19 protein-coding genes and 1 riboswitch are annotated in these 18,300 nt (G+C 46.1%); of the genes, 14 read left to right on the top strand and 5 right to left on the bottom strand.

Features of this window, described 5'->3' with window-relative positions:
• Nucleotides 1-328: 328 nt before the first annotated feature.
• Nucleotides 329-1,069: a hypothetical protein gene (locus tag M662_RS18030; protein WP_008633731.1), complete on the bottom strand. Its 741-nt coding sequence runs from the start codon at nucleotides 1,067-1,069 to the stop codon at nucleotides 329-331.
• A 21-nt stretch (nucleotides 1,070-1,090) separates the two neighbouring features.
• The gene (locus tag M662_RS18025) at nucleotides 1,091-1,450 is read right to left on the bottom strand and encodes a hypothetical protein (protein WP_008633729.1); all 360 of its coding nucleotides are present in this window, start codon (nucleotides 1,448-1,450) and stop codon (nucleotides 1,091-1,093) included.
• A 187-nt stretch (nucleotides 1,451-1,637) separates the two neighbouring features.
• On the opposite strand from M662_RS18025, the gene M662_RS18020 reads away from it, so the two are divergent.
• From M662_RS18020 to M662_RS17970, 11 genes are all read left to right on the top strand, one after another.
• Nucleotides 1,638-3,272: a pyridoxal phosphate-dependent decarboxylase family protein gene (locus M662_RS18020; RefSeq protein ID WP_026577800.1), complete on the top strand. Its 1,635-nt coding sequence runs from the start codon at nucleotides 1,638-1,640 to the stop codon at nucleotides 3,270-3,272.
• 137 nt (nucleotides 3,273-3,409) lie between these two features.
• Nucleotides 3,410-3,751, top strand: a complete 342-nt coding sequence (locus M662_RS18015) for a lmo0954 family membrane protein (RefSeq protein ID WP_008633726.1) — start codon at nucleotides 3,410-3,412, stop codon at nucleotides 3,749-3,751.
• Nucleotides 3,752-3,767: 16 nt separating this feature from the next.
• Nucleotides 3,768-4,409 carry a PspA/IM30 family protein gene (locus tag M662_RS18010; protein ID WP_008633724.1) on the top strand — a complete coding sequence of 214 codons (642 nt, stop codon included), beginning with the start codon at nucleotides 3,768-3,770 and terminating at the stop codon, nucleotides 4,407-4,409.
• A 72-nt stretch (nucleotides 4,410-4,481) separates the two neighbouring features.
• The gene (liaF, locus tag M662_RS18005) at nucleotides 4,482-5,201 is read left to right on the top strand and encodes a cell wall-active antibiotics response protein LiaF (RefSeq protein ID WP_008633723.1); all 720 of its coding nucleotides are present in this window, start codon (nucleotides 4,482-4,484) and stop codon (nucleotides 5,199-5,201) included.
• Complete coding sequence (locus tag M662_RS18000) at nucleotides 5,198-6,235, top strand: sensor histidine kinase (protein ID WP_026577801.1); 1,038 nt, start codon at nucleotides 5,198-5,200, stop codon at nucleotides 6,233-6,235. Before liaF ends, M662_RS18000 begins: the two co-directional genes overlap by 4 nt.
• Nucleotides 6,228-6,860 carry a response regulator transcription factor gene (locus M662_RS17995; protein ID WP_008633720.1) on the top strand — a complete coding sequence of 211 codons (633 nt, stop codon included), beginning with the start codon at nucleotides 6,228-6,230 and terminating at the stop codon, nucleotides 6,858-6,860. Before M662_RS18000 ends, M662_RS17995 begins: the two co-directional genes overlap by 8 nt.
• A 237-nt stretch (nucleotides 6,861-7,097) precedes the next feature.
• On the top strand, nucleotides 7,098-7,796 hold the full coding sequence (gene rpiA, locus M662_RS17990) for a ribose 5-phosphate isomerase A (protein ID WP_026577802.1): 699 nt from the start codon (nucleotides 7,098-7,100) through the stop codon (nucleotides 7,794-7,796).
• 83 nt (nucleotides 7,797-7,879) lie between these two features.
• A complete protein-coding gene (locus tag M662_RS17985) occupies nucleotides 7,880-9,403 on the top strand; it encodes an RQC-minor-2 family DNA-binding protein (protein ID WP_026577803.1) in 1,524 nt (507 codons plus the stop codon).
• Nucleotides 9,404-9,590: 187 nt separating this feature from the next.
• The gene (locus M662_RS17980; RefSeq protein WP_008633713.1) at nucleotides 9,591-10,232 is read left to right on the top strand and encodes a DUF4166 domain-containing protein; all 642 of its coding nucleotides are present in this window, start codon (nucleotides 9,591-9,593) and stop codon (nucleotides 10,230-10,232) included.
• 60 nt (nucleotides 10,233-10,292) lie between these two features.
• Nucleotides 10,293-11,063 carry a tryptophan 2,3-dioxygenase gene (kynA, locus tag M662_RS17975; RefSeq protein WP_235601514.1) on the top strand — a complete coding sequence of 257 codons (771 nt, stop codon included), beginning with the start codon at nucleotides 10,293-10,295 and terminating at the stop codon, nucleotides 11,061-11,063.
• 98 nt (nucleotides 11,064-11,161) lie between these two features.
• Complete coding sequence (locus M662_RS17970) at nucleotides 11,162-11,869, top strand: hypothetical protein (protein WP_026577804.1); 708 nt, start codon at nucleotides 11,162-11,164, stop codon at nucleotides 11,867-11,869.
• 108 nt (nucleotides 11,870-11,977) lie between these two features.
• Here the strand turns inward: M662_RS17970 and metX are convergent, their stop codons facing one another.
• Nucleotides 11,978-13,033, bottom strand: coding sequence for a homoserine O-acetyltransferase MetX (gene metX, locus M662_RS17965; protein ID WP_026577805.1), 1,056 nt, complete (start codon nucleotides 13,031-13,033; stop codon nucleotides 11,978-11,980).
• 31 nt (nucleotides 13,034-13,064) lie between these two features.
• Complete coding sequence (locus M662_RS17960; RefSeq protein WP_026577806.1) at nucleotides 13,065-14,738, bottom strand: O-acetylhomoserine aminocarboxypropyltransferase/cysteine synthase family protein; 1,674 nt, start codon at nucleotides 14,736-14,738, stop codon at nucleotides 13,065-13,067.
• A 114-nt stretch (nucleotides 14,739-14,852) separates the two neighbouring features.
• Nucleotides 14,853-14,962: riboswitch (SAM riboswitch) on the bottom strand.
• Between the two features lie 147 nt (nucleotides 14,963-15,109).
• Between M662_RS17960 and M662_RS17955 the strand changes: the two genes are divergently transcribed.
• The 3 genes from M662_RS17955 to M662_RS17945 all read left to right on the top strand — a co-directional run bounded on the left by M662_RS17955 (nucleotide 15,110) and on the right by M662_RS17945 (nucleotide 17,104).
• Nucleotides 15,110-15,307: a DUF2188 domain-containing protein gene (locus tag M662_RS17955; protein ID WP_026577807.1), complete on the top strand. Its 198-nt coding sequence runs from the start codon at nucleotides 15,110-15,112 to the stop codon at nucleotides 15,305-15,307.
• An 87-nt stretch (nucleotides 15,308-15,394) separates the two neighbouring features.
• A complete protein-coding gene (locus tag M662_RS17950; RefSeq protein ID WP_008633706.1) occupies nucleotides 15,395-16,621 on the top strand; it encodes an NAD(P)/FAD-dependent oxidoreductase in 1,227 nt (408 codons plus the stop codon).
• 30 nt (nucleotides 16,622-16,651) lie between these two features.
• Nucleotides 16,652-17,104, top strand: a complete 453-nt coding sequence (locus tag M662_RS17945; protein ID WP_008633705.1) for a hypothetical protein — start codon at nucleotides 16,652-16,654, stop codon at nucleotides 17,102-17,104.
• Nucleotides 17,105-17,388: 284 nt separating this feature from the next.
• Here the strand turns inward: M662_RS17945 and M662_RS17940 are convergent, their stop codons facing one another.
• Nucleotides 17,389-18,234 carry a TetR/AcrR family transcriptional regulator gene (locus M662_RS17940; protein ID WP_026577808.1) on the bottom strand — a complete coding sequence of 282 codons (846 nt, stop codon included), beginning with the start codon at nucleotides 18,232-18,234 and terminating at the stop codon, nucleotides 17,389-17,391.
• Between the last annotated feature and the right edge of the window lie 66 nt (nucleotides 18,235-18,300).

Genomic DNA, 18,300 nt, shown 5'->3' with positions numbered 1-18,300 from the left:
AGAATCGCTGAATTCATTTCCTCAAGCGCGGCAGAGCTTTCTTCCGTTGCAGCCAGCTGTTTATTAAGTCCGACACCCACTTCGTCCATGGCAGCACGGACGATTTCTGCTTTCTCAACAGCTTCGTACCCTTTGTCTATGAGCCCGGCTGTATCATATTCCTTTTGGGGGATATCGGTGGTTTCCGGAATCTCTGTCACCAACTCCGGTTCAAAAGGAGTATGGTACTCTTCGTCCAAAACCTTTTTTCTTAAATCATTGTAACGGTAGGCGAAAAATATGGTAGTACCCAATAAGACGATACTGACGGCAACTAACAGGTATAGGGTCATGCTTCATTCCTCTCCTTGTGTGCAGATGAAAGGTCTTTGATCACAATAATGGTTCCCTCTGATACAGAAGAAGGGATTCCTTTCAAGCGTTCGTTTTGCTTATACTCATGCATGATCGGCTTCCCGGCGAGGGTCTCATATTTTTGGAATCCATGGTATTTTTCCATAACACGGAAGGACTTCGGATTTGTCGCTTCTCCATAGACAGCTGAGAGGCCTTCTTCAACGGCTCTGTCCATAAGGGTGTTCGTCATGGATTGGATAATATCATGACGCTGCTCTTCAGCGGTGACCCCGATCATGAACAGATGGAGCATTTCTCCATCTTCTATGTCTTTCCCGTTACGGATTCTGTAGTCTTCTTTAAATTGGAGATCGACATCTTCCAATACGTGCAGAATGACATTCATGTCTTTGAAGGAGCCTTCAAAGACATCTTCTCCAATAATCTCTGGAGCATTCGTATCACCTGCAAGCACTCCTCCAACCTCCCCATTTTCGTCGACAGCTGCGATGCAGTAGCCTTGATCTACCGTCGCCTCCACATACTCTTTTGTGAATTGATAGAAGTCGTCATAGGTAATATCCAGGAGTCCGACCATCGGCTCCTGAACCCATTTGCCTGCTACGTCTACTCCGATGAAAGACGTAGCTAAGCATGCGCTGGCTTTATGAATGAAGAGATCGTCTTTGGAGGTCAGGATCTGATAGGTGTAAGTTTTTTGCTTTTGAATCATTGTTCATGCCTCCTTGTTTGTTTAATGCTGAATCACTTTTCCTTTAAATTGGATGCGTTCAAGGGCATTACGGAGCTGGACCTGTGCAATTTTCGAAGTAGGATAAATCATATGGATATCTTTGAAACCCAGACTGGAATAATAGTTGAGTGTGTCATCAAGCTGTCGGACGACAGAAGATGGAACGGTCGTCTGATGGGTGCCGTCGATCACCAGATTATAGCGCCGCTTATCGACTTTTTCGATCGTACTTTGCAAATCGACCATATACTCTGCGGCATCCTCCTGTTTAATCAATCCGAATACTTGAATCCTTACCTCTTTCTCCTGTTCCTGAATGACCATCTTATATTTTCTCTTATCAACAACAGTTCCTGTCATTTTACATAATCTCCTCGCTTATAGAGTGGTCGTGTCTATTCATAAGGATTATCGACAAGATTCGATTGTTATTTAACTGCCAGGTGCAAAAGTTTATTATTCTATCTCGAAATAATATTTTTAACCTTTTCCACCTTTTGGACGATGTTCTATGTGGGAAGACCTAATACAAATGAGGTGGTTTGAAATGAAAGAAATACAAGCAATGTATCCTAGTGAAGATGGAAATGCAGAGAAGCGGGATCAAATAATCCACTATATAAGACAGCTGCTGGAGGGTGTTGATGAAAAGAAAAATCCAGAAAAGTTAACACTCGGACAGGGGGCGGAACAAGACGACAGATTCTATGAGAACCTCTCCGAGCGTGCAGAGATTCCCCTGAACAGGCAGTCTATTGAAAAAGTAATAGAGGAGTTAACGGAGCTTGCGGAGGGGCACCGGTTTGTAAACAGCCGATATGTCGCCAATGCTGCTCCACTCCCTAATATCCCGAGTATCCTCGGTAATCTGACCATGGTGCTTCTGAATGGCAATAATCTGTGGGATGTGGAGGGATCTGCTGCCGCGGCTGCGGAAGTTAAAATTACCAGTATGCTTTCCAAATTGGTGGGGTATGATCCGTCCGAAAGTGGAGGATATACGACGTGGGGAGGGCAGGGAGCGGTCTTTCAGTCGTTAAGGCTTGCCATAGCCAGACGCTTCCCTGATTCGAATAAAACGGGTCTTCCGGGTAAACTCTACTGTTTCTGTTCAGAGTTATCCCACTATAGTTTATACAAGGCGGTCGAAGCGACAGGAATCGGTACGGACCACTTAATTCGTGTAGAGACGAAAGAAGATCACTCGATGGACTTAGAGGATTTGAAACATAAGATGAATACAGTGATCAAGCAGGGGGGCATTCCTGTCTATGTTTTGGCTAGTACCGGAACGACAGACACTTTCGGGATTGATTCCGTGGAATCTATCAAAAACGTGACGGAGGAGATAGAGCGTCTGTATGGGTTGGATCCTGTCTACATTCATGCAGACAGTGCGATGGGAGGAATGTACACCTTCTTTAATGCGTACGACTTTGACGCCAATCCTTTATGCTTCGATAAAGATACCGCTGTCGTCCTCCGTGATTATCAGACGAAATTCAGGCAGCTTTCGCTGGCCGATAGTATGGTGTTTGATTTTCATAAGCTGGGACAGACGCCATACACATCCAGCCTCTTTCTCATTAAAGATAAACGTCTGCTTGGTGCTGTGGATCTGGAGCATGACGAGACGCCTTATGTCGGAAACAGAAGCTATGGGAGCTACCATACCGGTTATACGCTGGAGTGTTCCAGAATGGGAAGTTCTCTCGCTATTTATGCTTCTTTGACAGGGATGGGAATCGAGGGATACCAAAAGGTCCTTGGGAACTACATTACTGTAAACCTTGCTTTCCGGAAGGAGTTATCGGAGAAAGTCCCATGTGCGGTTATGACAAATGCCCCTTCTCCTGTGACGACATTCCGTATCTACCCGGAGCGGGTAAGCTGGGGTGACGAGAGGTGTGGCAAGATGACTGCAGCGGAACTGGATGAAGTGAATGGGTTTAATGCGGAGTTCGCGGACTATATCGGGCATAGGAGAGAGGAATTTTATTTCGGTAGTACGTCTAAGCAGCGACTCGTTCCTGCCTGCGATTCGGATGAAAGGACGGCGGTGTACGCCCATAAATTTTTTGCCATTTCGCCTTATACCACCCTTGAAAAAGTGGAGGAATATGTCGACTTCCTTGCTGGGAGTGTGGAAATGTTCAAGAAAGAATACATGCATACTGTATAAGGTTTTGCTCTCCTTTTTCCGATGGTTCTAGATGTGCCTAAGTCTCCAGGCGTAGGTGAAAATATATCTCCGGCTCATTACGACATTTTTCTTTCCTCGGTATGATAGAAACAAGAAATGAGCGAGGAGGGAAAAGGATGAAGAAATTTTTACTGTTTATCGCCGGGCTGGTCGCTCTCGGGGTTCTGCTGGCTAACCTGGGTCCGATGGTTCTGCTTGGTGTCAGCGTCTGGCTGTTGTATGTCGTTTTTAAACGGTTTGTGAAGAGTGATTCCACAGCCGGCAAGATCGGCTGGACAGTCGTCGGGCTGCTATTGGTCAGTATTGCATTATCCAATATTTATGCAGTGATCGGTTTGGCTGCCGCTTACGTTCTTTACTTGATTGTTAAGAATTGGACGAGCAGAGAAGAAGAACCGGTCGAATCCAATGACCCGTTTACAAATTTCGAAAGACAATGGGCAGAGATGAACAAATAAAAAGGAGAGATTTGAAATGGCAAACGTATTTAAACGATTGAAAGATTCCATTACGGCAGATCTTCATGAAGCTTTGGATCAGAAGGAACAGAAAAATCCAGTGGCTATGCTTAACCAATACTTGCGTGAGAGTGAGAAGGAGACGGAAAAAGTCCGGAAGCTGGTGGAGCGTCAATATCGTTTGAAAGATGAATTCACAAGGGAATACCAGCAGGCGCAGGATATGGCAGACAAGCGTCGTCGTCAATCTGAAATTGCGGAGAAAGCCGGCGAAACAGATATGTATGAGTTCGCTTTAAAAGAAAAGCAGGAGTATGAAGCACGTGCGGAACGTCTCCAGACAGCGAGAAGAGACAGTATCGAACAGTTGGAAGCTCTGGAACGCAAATATGAAGAGATGAAGCACAAGCTGAAAGATATGCACTTGAAACGAATGGAATTAATGGGAAGGGAGAATACAGCGAGAGCCCATCATCGTATGAACCGGGTGATGGAAGATACCTCGGACAAGCCGTATTCCCGTTTCGCGGAAATCGACCGTTACATTGATAACCTGGAATATAAAGTGAACTCCGCTTACTATCACAATACGTTTGACAGTAAAATGGCCAAGATTGAGAAGGAATGGGAAACATCCGGGGAAGTGTCTGCAAAATAGAAATCGTGGTATGATAAGGACGCAGTTTTCTGCGTCTTTTTATTACCTTTAGAAGCAAGGAGGATGACTCATATGATTAAAAAATGGAAAACAGATACGATCAACTTGATTTTATTCATAGGGGTGATCCTCCTTATTGTAGAAATTGCGTTCTTTAATGGAGGCCTTGTCTTCACTCTCTTTTTTGCAGGGATTCTGACATATGTAGGGAAGAAGAAATATCGACGAATGTGGGGAAGGGTTTGCTTTTGGCTTGGCATTATTATTCTTGTTTTCACTGTGTTAAGTATGATAGCTGTTCGTTTTCTCATCGTTGCTGTTCTGTTTCTGTTTGTTCGGGATTATTGGAAATCCCGTAAGGAGCCGGAGCGGATCGAGCCTGAAATTATCGATAATTATCAAGAGTTTCCGTATCAGGAGCCGTTGTTAAAGCAGAAATTCTTTGGAGATCAGGAGACGCCTGACCGCTCCTATGGATGGAGAGATGTCAATATTCAAGGTGGGTTCGGAGACAGAATCATCGACTTGAGTCAAACCGTCCTCCCGGGTGATGAGGCAGTCATTTCTATTCGCCACTTCATAGGAAACTTAATTGTCTACGTACCGTATGAAGTGGAAGTGAGTATTCACCATAGTGCTTTGGTCGGTCGTGCGACAGTCTTTCAATATAAGAATACAAAAGTCCTGAACCAGGTTCTATCTTATGAAACAGAAAACTATCGAAGCACCAGACCGCGAGTGAAAATTATCACGTCCAACGTTTCAGGAGATCTTGAGGTGAAGCGAGTATGAATATATGGAAAAGGCAAGTGATGACAGGTCTGTTAACGTTTCTTGCGTTTTCGCTGATCCTCCTGGGTATTACCTTTGTTACGTTCCCGGTGGGGTCATTGGCGGAGTTATGGAGCCGGGAAGTCATGGATCTTCCATATGTATTACTCGTTTTGTTTCTTGCCGCAATGGGCGGAATAGTATCAGGGGTTCTCCAGGGGTGGTACTGGAGAAGAAGGTGGAACGGTGTGCAGTACCAGCTCGAAGAACTTGTAAAAGGTAATGAATTGTTTTACGAAGGAACTGATTTGAAGGAAATCAGCCAGATAGACGAAGCGATACGTAAATTAGAGAGGAAAATGGCTCAGCAGACAATTGCCAATCAACGGCTGGCCACGGAGCGCGCGGAAGAAAGAGAGCGCAGCCTCCAGGAAGTTGTTGTCCAGGAAAGGAACCGCCTTGCGCGGGAGCTGCACGACTCGGTGAGTCAGCAGCTGTTTGCAGCCTCTATGATGATGTCAGCCATTAATGAAACGGCTGATGACGGTCGGGGAAGTCGTCAGCTCCAGATGGTGGAACGGATGATACACCAATCTCAGCTGGAAATGAGGGCTCTGCTCCTCCACCTCCGTCCTGTGGCTTTGAAAGATAAGACATTGAAAGAGGGTGTGGGAGAGCTGCTTGGTGAATTGACACAGAAAGTGCCAATGGAAATCAGTTGGACCATGGAGGACCTTCATTTAGAGAAAGGACTGGAAGATCAATTGTTCCGAATTCTTCAGGAATCTGTTTCCAACACGCTGCGTCATGCGAAAGCAGAAGCGCTTGAGGTGATGCTGATTGAGAGGGATCACAATGTCATTCTCCGCATCGTGGACGATGGTATCGGATTCGATGTAGAGCAGGGGAAGGCAAGCTCCTACGGATTGCAGAATATGCAGGAAAGGGCGCTGGAAGTAGGTGGAACGTTGAAAATTGTCAGCGTCGAAGGACAGGGAACGAGGCTTGAGGTGAAAGTGCCGCACCGTGAAGAAGGGAGAGAAGTGCATGATTAGAGTACTGTTTGCTGATGATCATGAAATGGTCCGTATTGGTGTGTCGGCATATTTGTCTGCACAGCCCGATATTGAAGTCATTGCAGAAGCGGACGACGGGCAGGCGGCGGTCGATTTAGCGTTACGTCACCATCCTGACATCATTCTCATGGATTTGGTAATGGAAAATATGGACGGGATTGAAGCGACAAAGCAGATAACGGAACAATGGCCGGAGGCGAAGATCATCATTGTCACCAGTTTTCTTGATGATGAGAAGGTATATCCAGCTCTGGAAGCCGGCGCCACCAGCTACATGCTGAAAACGTCGAAAGCGGAAGAGATTGCGAAGGCCATACGATCTACATTCGATGGCCAGTCTGTGCTGGAACCGGAAGTGACAGGGAAAATCATGACAAAAATGCGTAAACCCGATGCGGCTGATCTGCACGATCAACTGACCGCGCGGGAGAAAGAAGTTCTATTACTGATGGCGGAAGGCCGGACGAATCAGGAAATCTCGGAGCAGCTGTTCATCGCTTTGAAAACCGTTAAGGTTCACGTCAGCAATATCCTTGGCAAGCTTCAAGTATCTGATCGCACCCAGGCGGTTATCTATGCATTTAAGAACGATCTGATCGAATGAGAACTCCGACCCTTGTCGGAGTTTTTTAATGATTTAAGGAGACATATATGAAGGTTGTCAGGATGATCAAGTAGAAGATGATCAATTTAATATAGTACTTTCTCATATCCATCCCTTCTTTCAGAAAATAATTTCTTTTCTCATCTTATGTGTTCGGAACAATGGAGATTCCTGTATGGTGGATGATGCTTGTTTTCTGTCATTTTTGGGAATACCAAAGAGGAAGAGGTGATACACGTGCGATGGAACAATCAACTGGCAGATGCGCCGGTATGGCAAGGGGAAATCTCCAACCGATCAGGTAAAGAAAAAATCGCTCAAGAAGTGAGCAGGTTGGTGCGTGAAGGAGATGTGATAGGAGTAGGATCGGGGTCGACCGCCTACTTAGCCCTGGAGCAGATTGCTGACAGGGTGAAGGAGGAGGGGTTGACCATCACAGGGATTCCAACTTCGAAAGAAGCCGAGATGAATTGTGCCTATTTCGGCATTCCTACAGCTTCCCTCATTCAGGCGAGACCTGACTGGGGATTCGACGGAGCAGATGAGGCGGATGATCGTAAGAGGCTTATTAAAGGAAGAGGAGGAGCACTGCTTGCTGAAAAGCTTGTAATGGCGAGTTCTCCGAAAACGTATATTTTAGTAGATGACAGCAAATACGTTACCGAACTTGGTGCAAAGCTACCGGTTCCGATTGAAGTCGATCCGAGAGCGATCCACCTTGTGGAGACGAAGCTTGAGGAGTTTCCGATCCGCTCCGTTACGCTCCGTATGGCAGCGGGGAAGGACGGACCTGTTATTACGGAAGCAGGAAATGTTCTGCTCGATGTGGAATTCATAACTATTGAAGATGATTTGGAAAAAGCTCTGGGAGCTATCCCCGGAGTGATGGAGACAGGCCTGTTTATTGGGTATTCCGTGGAATTTCTTACGATATAACGCCCATTTTCAGGATAATCATTGGTACATCTTAATACTTTTTCTATAATAGAAGTAAATCCTTATTTCAAAGGGGAATCATTATGGGACTGCCACAAAGGATTGCTTACCAGGATCAGCGTTACCCGTATATTGTACTTGCACCGATCGGGAAGAAGAATAAGTATATTCGTTCGATCGGTCACAAGTTTGAACGGGGGTTGCTTTCCAGGCTGAATGACGCCATCATGGACCAAATTGATGCAAAAGGACTCGATGTTACACCGATCCGCCGTTATTTGGGATTGGAGGAAAATGCGGTCCTTCCCGTTTCGTTCCGCAAAGACGAAATCCATGACCATTTACTGCGCCCAGAATTATTTCTATGGAAGTCCCTGCCTGAAGAACATGGACTACCTTTAAAAGACGAATATCAATACGGTACAGATTACACGCAGCTTTCCTCAGAGCAGCTTAATGATCATATTGGGGAAGTGCTGGAGGATTATCTGTTCTTATCCCATATAAGCTCGGAAGAAAGGGAGCATTGGCTGAAGAAGATAGCTGCTGCTTTCCAGCAGCATCCGCTCGTCCGGCTGTACCATCAAAAACAGCAGGTGATCGATGCTGTGGAAACGATGAATCAGTCTTCGCTGCTGTCTGTTTTAAATTATCCCGAAGATGTTGCTTATTGGCGGCACCGCGTCGAAATAATCATGCGTCCGTTCCGTTCTTTTCCTGACTCATGGGTGCGAGGGAAGGAAGACAGCTGTTCCCATGATAAAGTCCTGACCTTCCATTCAAGCAGCCGCACAATCCAGTGCGAGTGTGAAACGTGCGATTTCAGGCTTTACTATGATGTAGATGTCGACATTGTGCGTTTATCAGAAGAGTACGACGTAGAGCGGGCGGCAAAACGAACGGCGACTATAGAAAGACAGTTCAACGAAGTTGCCCAACAGAATCCGCGTCTCCTGGATCAGCTGGCTCAACTCAGAGCTTTGAAAAAACAGCTGGCTACTGCGAGAAAGACATTGGATGAAAGCCTGCAGGTTTTCAAACAGATAGAGCGATATCAGCGGAAGCAGGAACATCTTACCTCGTATCCGCTGCTGGATATGTACGACAAGCTGAGCAGGACTTACATTCCTGATTGCCTGGAATCGTCAGAGCTGCTTTGGATGTCGGAAGTGGAGCTTCATGACATTCGTATATTAAAGCAATTAAAGGAATGGAAGAAGCTTGTTCCTGAACATGTGTATCCATTCACAAGTCATGTGCTGGAAGAATTAAAGGTGAAGCTTGAAGAAGTGCGCTATGCGGATGACGATATCATTCTGACAGTTAAAGGACGCCCGCTCACTTTTGCAGATACGCAGCAGATATTGGATTTAATCTATTACTATGGAACGGACCATCCTGCCCATACCCTTGTTCAAGTACTGGCAGGGAAGGCTACGAATAAGTTGAGGACGCTGCAGCTGCATGAAACACGTTGGTTCGGTCAGTTATCTCATTGGCCGGAAAAGCACATCCAGAAGATTTTTAATCAACTGGAGAAGCGGGGGTGGCTTATGAAACAGCAAAAGGGATATTCTGTGAGCGATTACGCAGAAGAGGTCATGTAATCGTGTTATGGAATCCATTACAAAGAGAAGGCCCGCGCTTATGCGGGTCTTTTTTTTTCCTAATTATCATTGGTTTGGTAAGCGTTTTCTTGTGATATAATTTGGACAAGTACATGGTAGGTTTCCATAACTGATCCAGGTGAAATATGCTGGTCGGCTCTGGGGATATTCGGAAAGGAGTATAACGATGAAATCAATATATCAGCAGGCATTGGGAGAGGAATTTGAGAGGCTTCACCCGGAATTAAAGAAAAAGTTCGGTTTGACGAGTGATCAGCATTTGATGATTCTTGGTCAGGGGAGAATGCAGGAGATAAGAGGTACGCACCCTGTCCTTCGGCCTCTTCTGCAATTCGGTGTCCGCGATCATTTGGTATTCGGTGAAAGAGGGAAAGACGTTCCTTTCACGATAGAGAATTATGCATATCAGGATGAACAGGGGCGGGAAACAGTCAGTTGGATCCGGCGTTTCTTCTTTCCTTATGCTATTCGCGGTTTTGACGCTGCTATGCATTTTAATGAAGAGAAGCAGACAATCGTCGATGAACTCGGTAAAAGCGGAAACGTTCAGACGAGTTTGTCCATGCATGTTACCCCGGAAGGCGGCCTTTATATGGAATCTGCCGGTCTCCAGTTAAAAGAAAAGACGGTTTTAAATGCTGTCACCTCTGTTTATGAACACTTTGATGAGAGGGAGAATGCCATCCGTGTTCACGTGCATGTGGAACATCCGGCACTGGGGACACTTCTCATGTATGAAGGAACGGTCCATGTCGAATATTTACCGATGACAGTCCGTAACATTCCTGAGCGGGGACTGTTGGAATAGAGGAGGGATGAAGTGGGAAAGGAAAAAGATGAACAAGTGTACACGGATTTTTCTACGAGTATGACTTACGGGGAATACCTTGGATTGGACGAACTCCTCTCTGCCCAGAAGCGGCTTTCTGAACACCACGACGAAATGCTGTTCATCATCATCCATCAGGTGAGTGAGCTGTGGATGAAGTTGATTCTTCATGAACTTCAAGCTTCTATTCAGTCAATACGAAATAAGAACATACAGCCAGCATTCAAGATGCTCGCACGAGTGTCAAGCATTCAGAAACAGATCATTCAGGCCTGGGATGTGCTTTCCACGTTGACGCCGGCAGAGTACATGGAGTTTCGTCATACTTTGGGCAAAGCATCCGGATTCCAATCGTTTCAGTATCGCATGATAGAATTCTCCCTTGGATATAAGACACCCCATGTATTAAGGATATATGAGAAAAATCCGGAGTTACATAAGCAGTTGCAGTCCGCCTACGAAGCACCGGGTATATATGACGTGGCAATTGCGGAGCTTGCAAGAGCCGGCTTTTCTATTGACTCCCGCAGCGATTATACACAGACATATAGGCGAAACGAAAAAGTAGAGGCAGCCTGGGCCGCGGTTTATCAGGATGTCGAACGTTATTGGGAACTGTATCAACTTGCGGAAAAGTTGGTTGATATCGAAGACAGCCTGCAGCAATGGCGATTCAGGCACATGAAGACGGTTGAGCGTATTATTGGTCACAAACAGGGGACCGGTGGTTCTTCAGGCGTAGGTTATTTGAAGAAGGTATTGGATCATCGTTTCTTCCCGGAGCTTTGGGACGTCCGGACCCGTATTTAATCGACAGAAAAGACTGAATATGACTGCGTGATTAAAATATTATTACATTTGTGTTACAATAGGTTGTGCAATCATTATTAAACAAAGAGGTAATTTCTATGAATCAACCTATTATATATATATTTGGTATCGCAGTCTTGTTCTTGTCCGCCTGTTCCTTCATAGCCAATGCCAACGAGGATAAAGACGGGAAGCAATCAACTAAAATGCCTATCTATGATGTAGATATTGAATCGGATGTAGAAGATTATCAGGATTACCACATCTCCATCCAATATCCTGATACCCCCAACAATCAAATTGACCAAAAAATTACGGATTATGTGAATCAGCGTAAAGCCATGTTTAAGCAGAAAAGCTATTTGAGTACACAAGAGCAGGAAGTGGATCAGCCTACGGAATTGCAAATAAACTTTGAAGTCATCCATCAGGACCATCGTTATTTTAATGTGCGCTTTCTTGAAACGATGAGGATAGGATCAGAAGAGCCCATCGAAATGCAGACCGTTTTGAATTTTGATAAGAAAACGGGCTCTGCCATTGATATGGAGAAAATATTTAAAGCGGACAAGGATTATTTAGGTATGGCGGAAGAGCTTGCACGCGAGGAGCTGGACGACGAATCTGTTCAGATCGATCCTCGAAACCTGGCCTTGTCAGACAAAGGAATCCTCTTGTACTTGGATCAATCGAAGGAAGACTGGCCGGATCATCTGCTTCTGAAGAGGAAAGAAGTAAAGGAATGGATGAAGGAAGAGTATCTGGAAAACCTCGGACAGAATCAAACAGCTGAAGGGAAGCAGTAAGCGAAAGAGTCTTTTCCCTTAATGGCGAGGAGCTTTAAAAAAACTGTCAAGGAACTCAGTAAAATAACAAGCGGAAGAGGCCGGATGTGAAAACATCCGGCCTCTTTCTTATGTGTCTAATTTTTCTTTAATCCATTGCCCCCATCGTTCGAACTCGACTAAAAACCCATCATGGCCGAAATCAGTCGTCACATGATAATGCTCCGCTTGGGGTGCGAGAGCAGAGAAGCGGGCGATTAAACTTTCCGGATAAAGGAGGTCATGTTCGAAACTGATGGTATAAATAGGTGCTTCATAAAGGGTGGCTGCTGCTTCCCATCCTCCTCGTTTTTTTCCAATATCATGGTTATTCATAGCTTCAAGCAAGTATAAATAGCTGTTGGCATCGAAACGTTCTTTGATCTTGGCTCCCTGATGATCGAGGTAGGACTGGATATCATAACGATCTTCTTTGGCCTGTGATCGGTCGAACCGCTGCTGAAAAAGTGTACCACTGCGGTATGTGACCATTCCGGTCATGCGCGCTATTTCAAAACCCTGCAGAGCTGTATTGGATTCGTAATTTCCTCCATTGAATGCGGGATCGGAGCATATGGCTTTTGATCCTATGTGGTTGAAGGCAATCCCGTAATCGCTCAAATAAGGAGTGGCTGCGAGAATAAACAGCTTCTTCATAAAGGTCGGGTACAGCAGACCCCATTCATATGCCTGCATACCGCCCAGTGATCCCCCGACGACTGCCTCTAACTGCTGAATGCCCAGTCTTCTAAGCGCTTCAAATTGGGCGTTGACCATGTCCCGGATGGTAACAGGTGGGAATGTTTGTTTGTATTCCTTACCGGTGTCAGGGTTTATGCTCGCGGGTCCTGTAGAACCGTGACAGCCGCCGAGCACGTTGAAGGTAATGACTTGATAGTGTTTCGTATCGATGGGACAGTCGTCTCCGATCAAGCCAGCCCACCAGCCAGGTTCTTCCTTTGATCCGACTGCCAATTGGTTTCCCGTCAACGCATGGCAGACTAAAATGACAGGAGCATCCGCTTTACCATAACGCTCGTAAGCGAGTTCTACATCAGTCAGCCTATCTCCTGACTCTAATTCCAAAGGACCAATGGAAAGGACTGGACTTTCTGTTTCCTGGCTGACTGGGTTTTTCAATGACATGAACGAATTCTCCTTTCCGTAATGCTTTCGATTAGACCGATTGTAGAGAGGAGGAGATGCTTTTTCCTGTACGAACCGCTACGACAGCGTCATATATTCGTATACCGGAAATCGTGGTTTCCTCATCCTCCGCTATTGCCTCATTAATCCACAAAATTCCGTGCGGCTGCTGCTCGATAATCGGTTCATCTGTGTTCAACCGGTCAAAATGAAGGATATCCACATAAGTAGGTGCCTCTTCTTCTGAGGATAGATCCACAATCGTATAGCCGAGTTGAGCAAGTCTGTTTACATCCTCCGGAGAAGGACTTGTGGTAAACCCGATCGTCCTTTTCCTCAGTTGGCCTTCTGAACGATCCAAGGATGATTGTAGAATCGGCAGTGCTGGATGGTTCCTGTTTTTACTTGCCGACCCAGCACCTGTAGCTTGGCGGATGGCAGCATCCAATTCATCAATCAAGTCATCAACCGACTCCAGGCCTACAGACAGACGCACGAGCTCCTCGGTGACGCCCGATTTCTTCAGGTCATGCTCGTTCAACTGTTGGTGTGTGGTGGATGCGGGATGAATAATTAACGATTTTGCATCGCCGACGTTAGCTACATGGGACCACAATTCGATGTTGTCTATCAGTGTACGACCAGCTTCCCTGCCGCCTGAAATACCAAAAACGACGATGGAGCCGTGGCCGTAATGGAAGTACTTCTCAGCAAGGGGGTGGGTAGGATGATCGGGTAATCCCGGATAACGCACCCACTCGACTCCTTCATGTTTTTCTAAATACCTGGCAATCTCGAGTGCCTGATCCGCATGCTTTTTAATTCGGAGATGCAGCGTCTCCAACCCTTGCAGCAACAGGAAAGCATTTTGCGGGCTTAGGCATGCCCCGATATCCCGGAGAAGTTGGACGCGGAGTTTAACCGCGTAGGCTGCGGGACCGAGATCGGCGTAGCGGATTCCATTGTAGCTCTCATCCGGAGTTGTAAATCCAGGGAACTTCTCGTGGTCCCAGTTAAAACGGCCGCTGTCAATGACGACACCGCCAATCGTCGTGCCGTGTCCCCCGATCCATTTCGTAGCGGAGTGGACGACGATATCCGCGCCCCATGCGAAAGGTTGGCATACATAAGGGGTGGCAAAGGTGTTATCGATAATAAGTGGGATGTGATGACTGTGGGCTACAGCTGCCACTTTCTCGATATCGAGAACATCCAGACTCGGATTTCCAATCGTTTCCGCGAAAATAGCCTTTGTATTTGAGGTAATGGCTGCTTGGAAGTCGTCATGGCTGCTGCCTTCAATGAAACGAACTTGGATTCCATACCTCGGAAGGGTATGGACGAAGAGGTTGTATGTGCCGCCGTAAAGGTTGGAGGAAGCCACGATTTCATCTCCGGCCCCTGCAATATTCAAAATGGCGAGTGTGATCGCTGACATTCCGGAAGAAGTAGCTACAGCTGCGGCTCCGTCTTCCAATAAAGCCATCCGCTGCTCGAAAGCATCCACGGTCGGGTTCATGATCCGCGTATAAATGTTTCCCGGTTCTGCAAGGGCGAACAGGTTCTGAGCGTGGTCTGTGTCTCGGAAGACATAAGAGGTCGTTTGATAAATCGGCACTGCGCGGGAACCGGTAGCCGGGTCTGGCTCCTGTCCGCCGTGTAACAACAAAGTCTCTGGACCGTACGGGTGGTTAGGGAAAGTCATCAATCATTCTCCTCCTTGGATTGTTGTTCCTAGGAACCTCTACCTTGGTGGCGGAAGGCAAACGAAAAGCCCTCTTCTGTAAGAAAGAAGAGGGCTGTATGTACGGATTACCTCCCCTTATCTTTCAGATCACCGGATCTGTAGGATTTAGCACCTTTTCAAGTCTTTGCTTGATGGTTGCCGGGCGTCGTAGGGCCTAGTCCCTCTGCCGCTCTCGATAAGAGTGTATTCGATTAGTCTGACTTGTTTGAAATTATATACGTGTGCCTGTGCAATGTCAAACCCTTTCTCCGAGGCCTTTGATGTTTGAGTATGCATCCAGCTGGGAATGCTCTTACTACATTCAAAAATAGTAGAGGAGTGAAGATAGAATGAAAGAATATAGTGTAGTCCCAAATAAAGACGTAACAGGCTGGTTTGTTAAAATCGAAGACGTGGCTCCGACAGATCTTTACGATGAACGTGATACTGCCATCGAAAAGGCTGAAGAAATGGCGAAAGGAAACTCACCAAGCAAGCTTTCCATTATGAATCAGAATCACGAAGTAGAAGAAGAGCGCACGTACTAATACATGACTCCCGGAAACGGGAGTTTTTTTATGTTATGAATCTGGTAGAGTGGAAGCAGGATTAGTAGAAAAGAAGAGGGGATCTTTATGGACAATCGCTATGATGTGGTCATTACAGGTGCACGGGTGGCAGGCGCGAGTTTAGCAGTTCTGCTTGGAAAACTCGGAAAAAAAGTACTTCTTATAGATAAAGCTCCTTTCCCGAGTGATACGTTATCAACTCATTATATGTCGCATACCGGTTACTTAGAAGAACTCGGCATTTTAGACAAATTGCTGGCTGGCGGCCTGCGGAAGGTGGATCGGATGAGGACACATATCGGTTCCAGTTACATAGATGGCCCGAGGTCTGCCTACACGGTCATACCAAAGCGTGACCGCCTGGATATGCTTCTTATAGAACGCACCTTCCTGTACGAGGGAGTAACCTTTCTTTCAGAAACAGCTGTGCGGGAGGTTTTGTGGGATCAAGACCGCATGGTAGGGGTGAGGATAAAAGGGAAAGGGAGAGAGAAAGAGGTGTATGGTGATTTAATTGTCGGAGCAGATGGTAAACATTCGACGATCGCCCGCCAGGCAGGTGCGGAAGTGTATCACGATACACCGCCTCTCAGACCAGTGCTGTACGGATATTTTGAGGGAATTCCCCCTTTGGAAACGCCTACTACGGAAATATTTCTTCATGAAGGAAGAATCGGCTTTTTGTTCCCAATGGAACAAGGAAGAGATTGTATCGGTCTTGAGGTTCATCCGGATGAGTTTAAAACTATGATGAAAGATTCCCCCGAAGCGTTTGTCCGTATGTACAAGCAGCTGTATGGAATGGAAAAGCGGTTGGAGAATGCCCGTTTGCAAGGAAGTATCATCGGGACCTCAGGGGTGCCTAACTTTTTCCGTAAACCTTATGGAAACGGATGGGCCCTGATCGGCGATGCAGGTCACAGTAAAGACCCAAGTACAGGACTTGGTATTAATGATGCTTTCATGCAGGCGTTTCTGCTCGCAGATGCGTGCATGCGGATCGATGCAGGTGATGACAGGGAAGTGGTCATGGAAGCTTTCCAGAAAAAGCGGGATGAACACCTCTTCCCGGGCTTTCAGTTGACGCTGGATTATATCCACTCGTTAAAAAGGTTCTCGAAGAATGAACTTGCCCTGTTTCAAGCGATGGCTGCCAACCCGATGGTATGGAACAAAGTGGCGCCGAAATTGGGGGATTATTTGAGAGAAGGGACCAGAGACTTTCCTCTGCTTTACCAATCTGTCGAAATGGAAGCGGAAGCATTCGGATATGACAAGGATTCCTCTCCCTGACGGCGAACTATATAAAGAGAGGTGATGGGGATGGAATGGACGAAAGAAACCGCATATGCAAAGCTGCAAGAGGTTTATACAGATAAGGTCATGCAGGAGGAGAAGCGGAGAGTGTTCCAACAAGTTTACCGGCACCTTCGTGAACATTTGGATGATCTATGTGTCAGTCATGGTTTAAAGGAGCAGGCGGAGAAACAGCTTGGATTCTTTAAGGAATATACGTTCATGCCGGGAGATAATCTGTTTCAATCCATGCGTCACGTTTTTCTGTTGGCAAGAGGCGAAAGAAAAGAGGAAGAGGCAGTGACCAGGCAGCACTTGGAACGGATCTATCGCGCGCTTTATCAGCCGGCAGGTTTGAAGAATCCATATATCCCGGATTCGTTTTGGGATACACCGGTCGGGGTAGCTTGTCTTGTTGCGGAAGAAGGAATTGAAGCGGCTTATCCTGTGCTCGATCAAATCATGGAAGCGGAGAAATAAAACCAAAGCCAGTCACATTTGTGACTGGCTTTGGTTTGCTTCCGCAGTGGTTTTGGAGTCGGTGTGCTCCGGGCTTTCCACGGGACGTCCAGTGCTCCTCGTAGCTTTTCTCTATCAGGGACCTGTCTGTTTCCGCTGATCCAGTTGCCCATTTTCATGTCCCAAGATTGTCCTACTATAAGTCAAGGAACGAGAGAGTGTTTGAACAAGAAACGTTTTTACATATGCGGAGAGGATTATTGTTCTATCTTTATCCTCTCCAGTTTCCACACAGGTTTGTAATCTTAGATTCTGTAGAAAAGGCGGAGCTCCTGCAGGAACCCCTTATAATCCTCGAGGGGTTCTAAATTGGCAGCGAGAGCTTTCAAAATGGCGGGACGTGGCTCCTCCCGTTTGATCTCTTCCATCAATACAGTTAACGTATCCGCTGTATCGCGATCTGCCTCTTTTTTTCTGGTCTTTAATTCTTCCAGGAAGACCTTTTTACGATTGTCTGTAAAAGCATCCGGCAAAATGTTCTTAATAAAGGATTCGTTGATGACTGGTTGGTCATTGTGCTTCTCGAACCCTTCCACTATATAATCCGCGTATCTTAACATGGAACGCGAAATCGCTTCATAGTCTACGTCAGCTGCTTCAATAATAATTAAATCCATATAACCCTTCAGTATTCCCTGCATTAACAGGCTGACTTCCCAGAGGATATCCTCTTTGTCTTCTCCGTAGATTTTCCTTAGATGGTAATGGTAGAAGAGGTAGGATTGAAGTCGTGTTTTATTGATGAACTCCTCAATATTGTCATTGAACGGAATGGCCTGCTCGCGGATCTGCATTATTATGAAATCTCTGTGCGCTGCTAATTCTTCATAGGTGACCTGCATCTGTTTCAGGAAGGTTTGGCGGGCATCTAAATTTAATTCATTAATGCTGTCGATCTTCCCTTGAATCTGATCATAGTAATAGTGGAAAATGTCCATCAGCAAGGCGTCTTTTGACTTGAAGTGAAGGTAGAATGCACCTTTCGATATTCCGCATTGTGTAGCAATTTCCTGTACTGATGTCGAGCTGAACCCTTTTTTGGCAAACAACTTGATTGACTGTTCAATGATATAGGTGGACTTCGGTTCCATATATGTTTCGCTCCTTTGACGTTGAAAAAAGGTGGACTTCCCACTTGACCATGACTGTTCGGTCAT

It is taken from the genome of Bacillus sp. SB49 (genome assembly GCF_000469135.2).
In the GTDB taxonomy this organism is placed as follows: Bacteria; Bacillota; Bacilli; order Bacillales; family Halobacillaceae; genus Halobacillus.
Note: the sequence above shows the minus strand (reverse complement) of the source record. Positions and strands in the feature narration are given on the sequence as shown.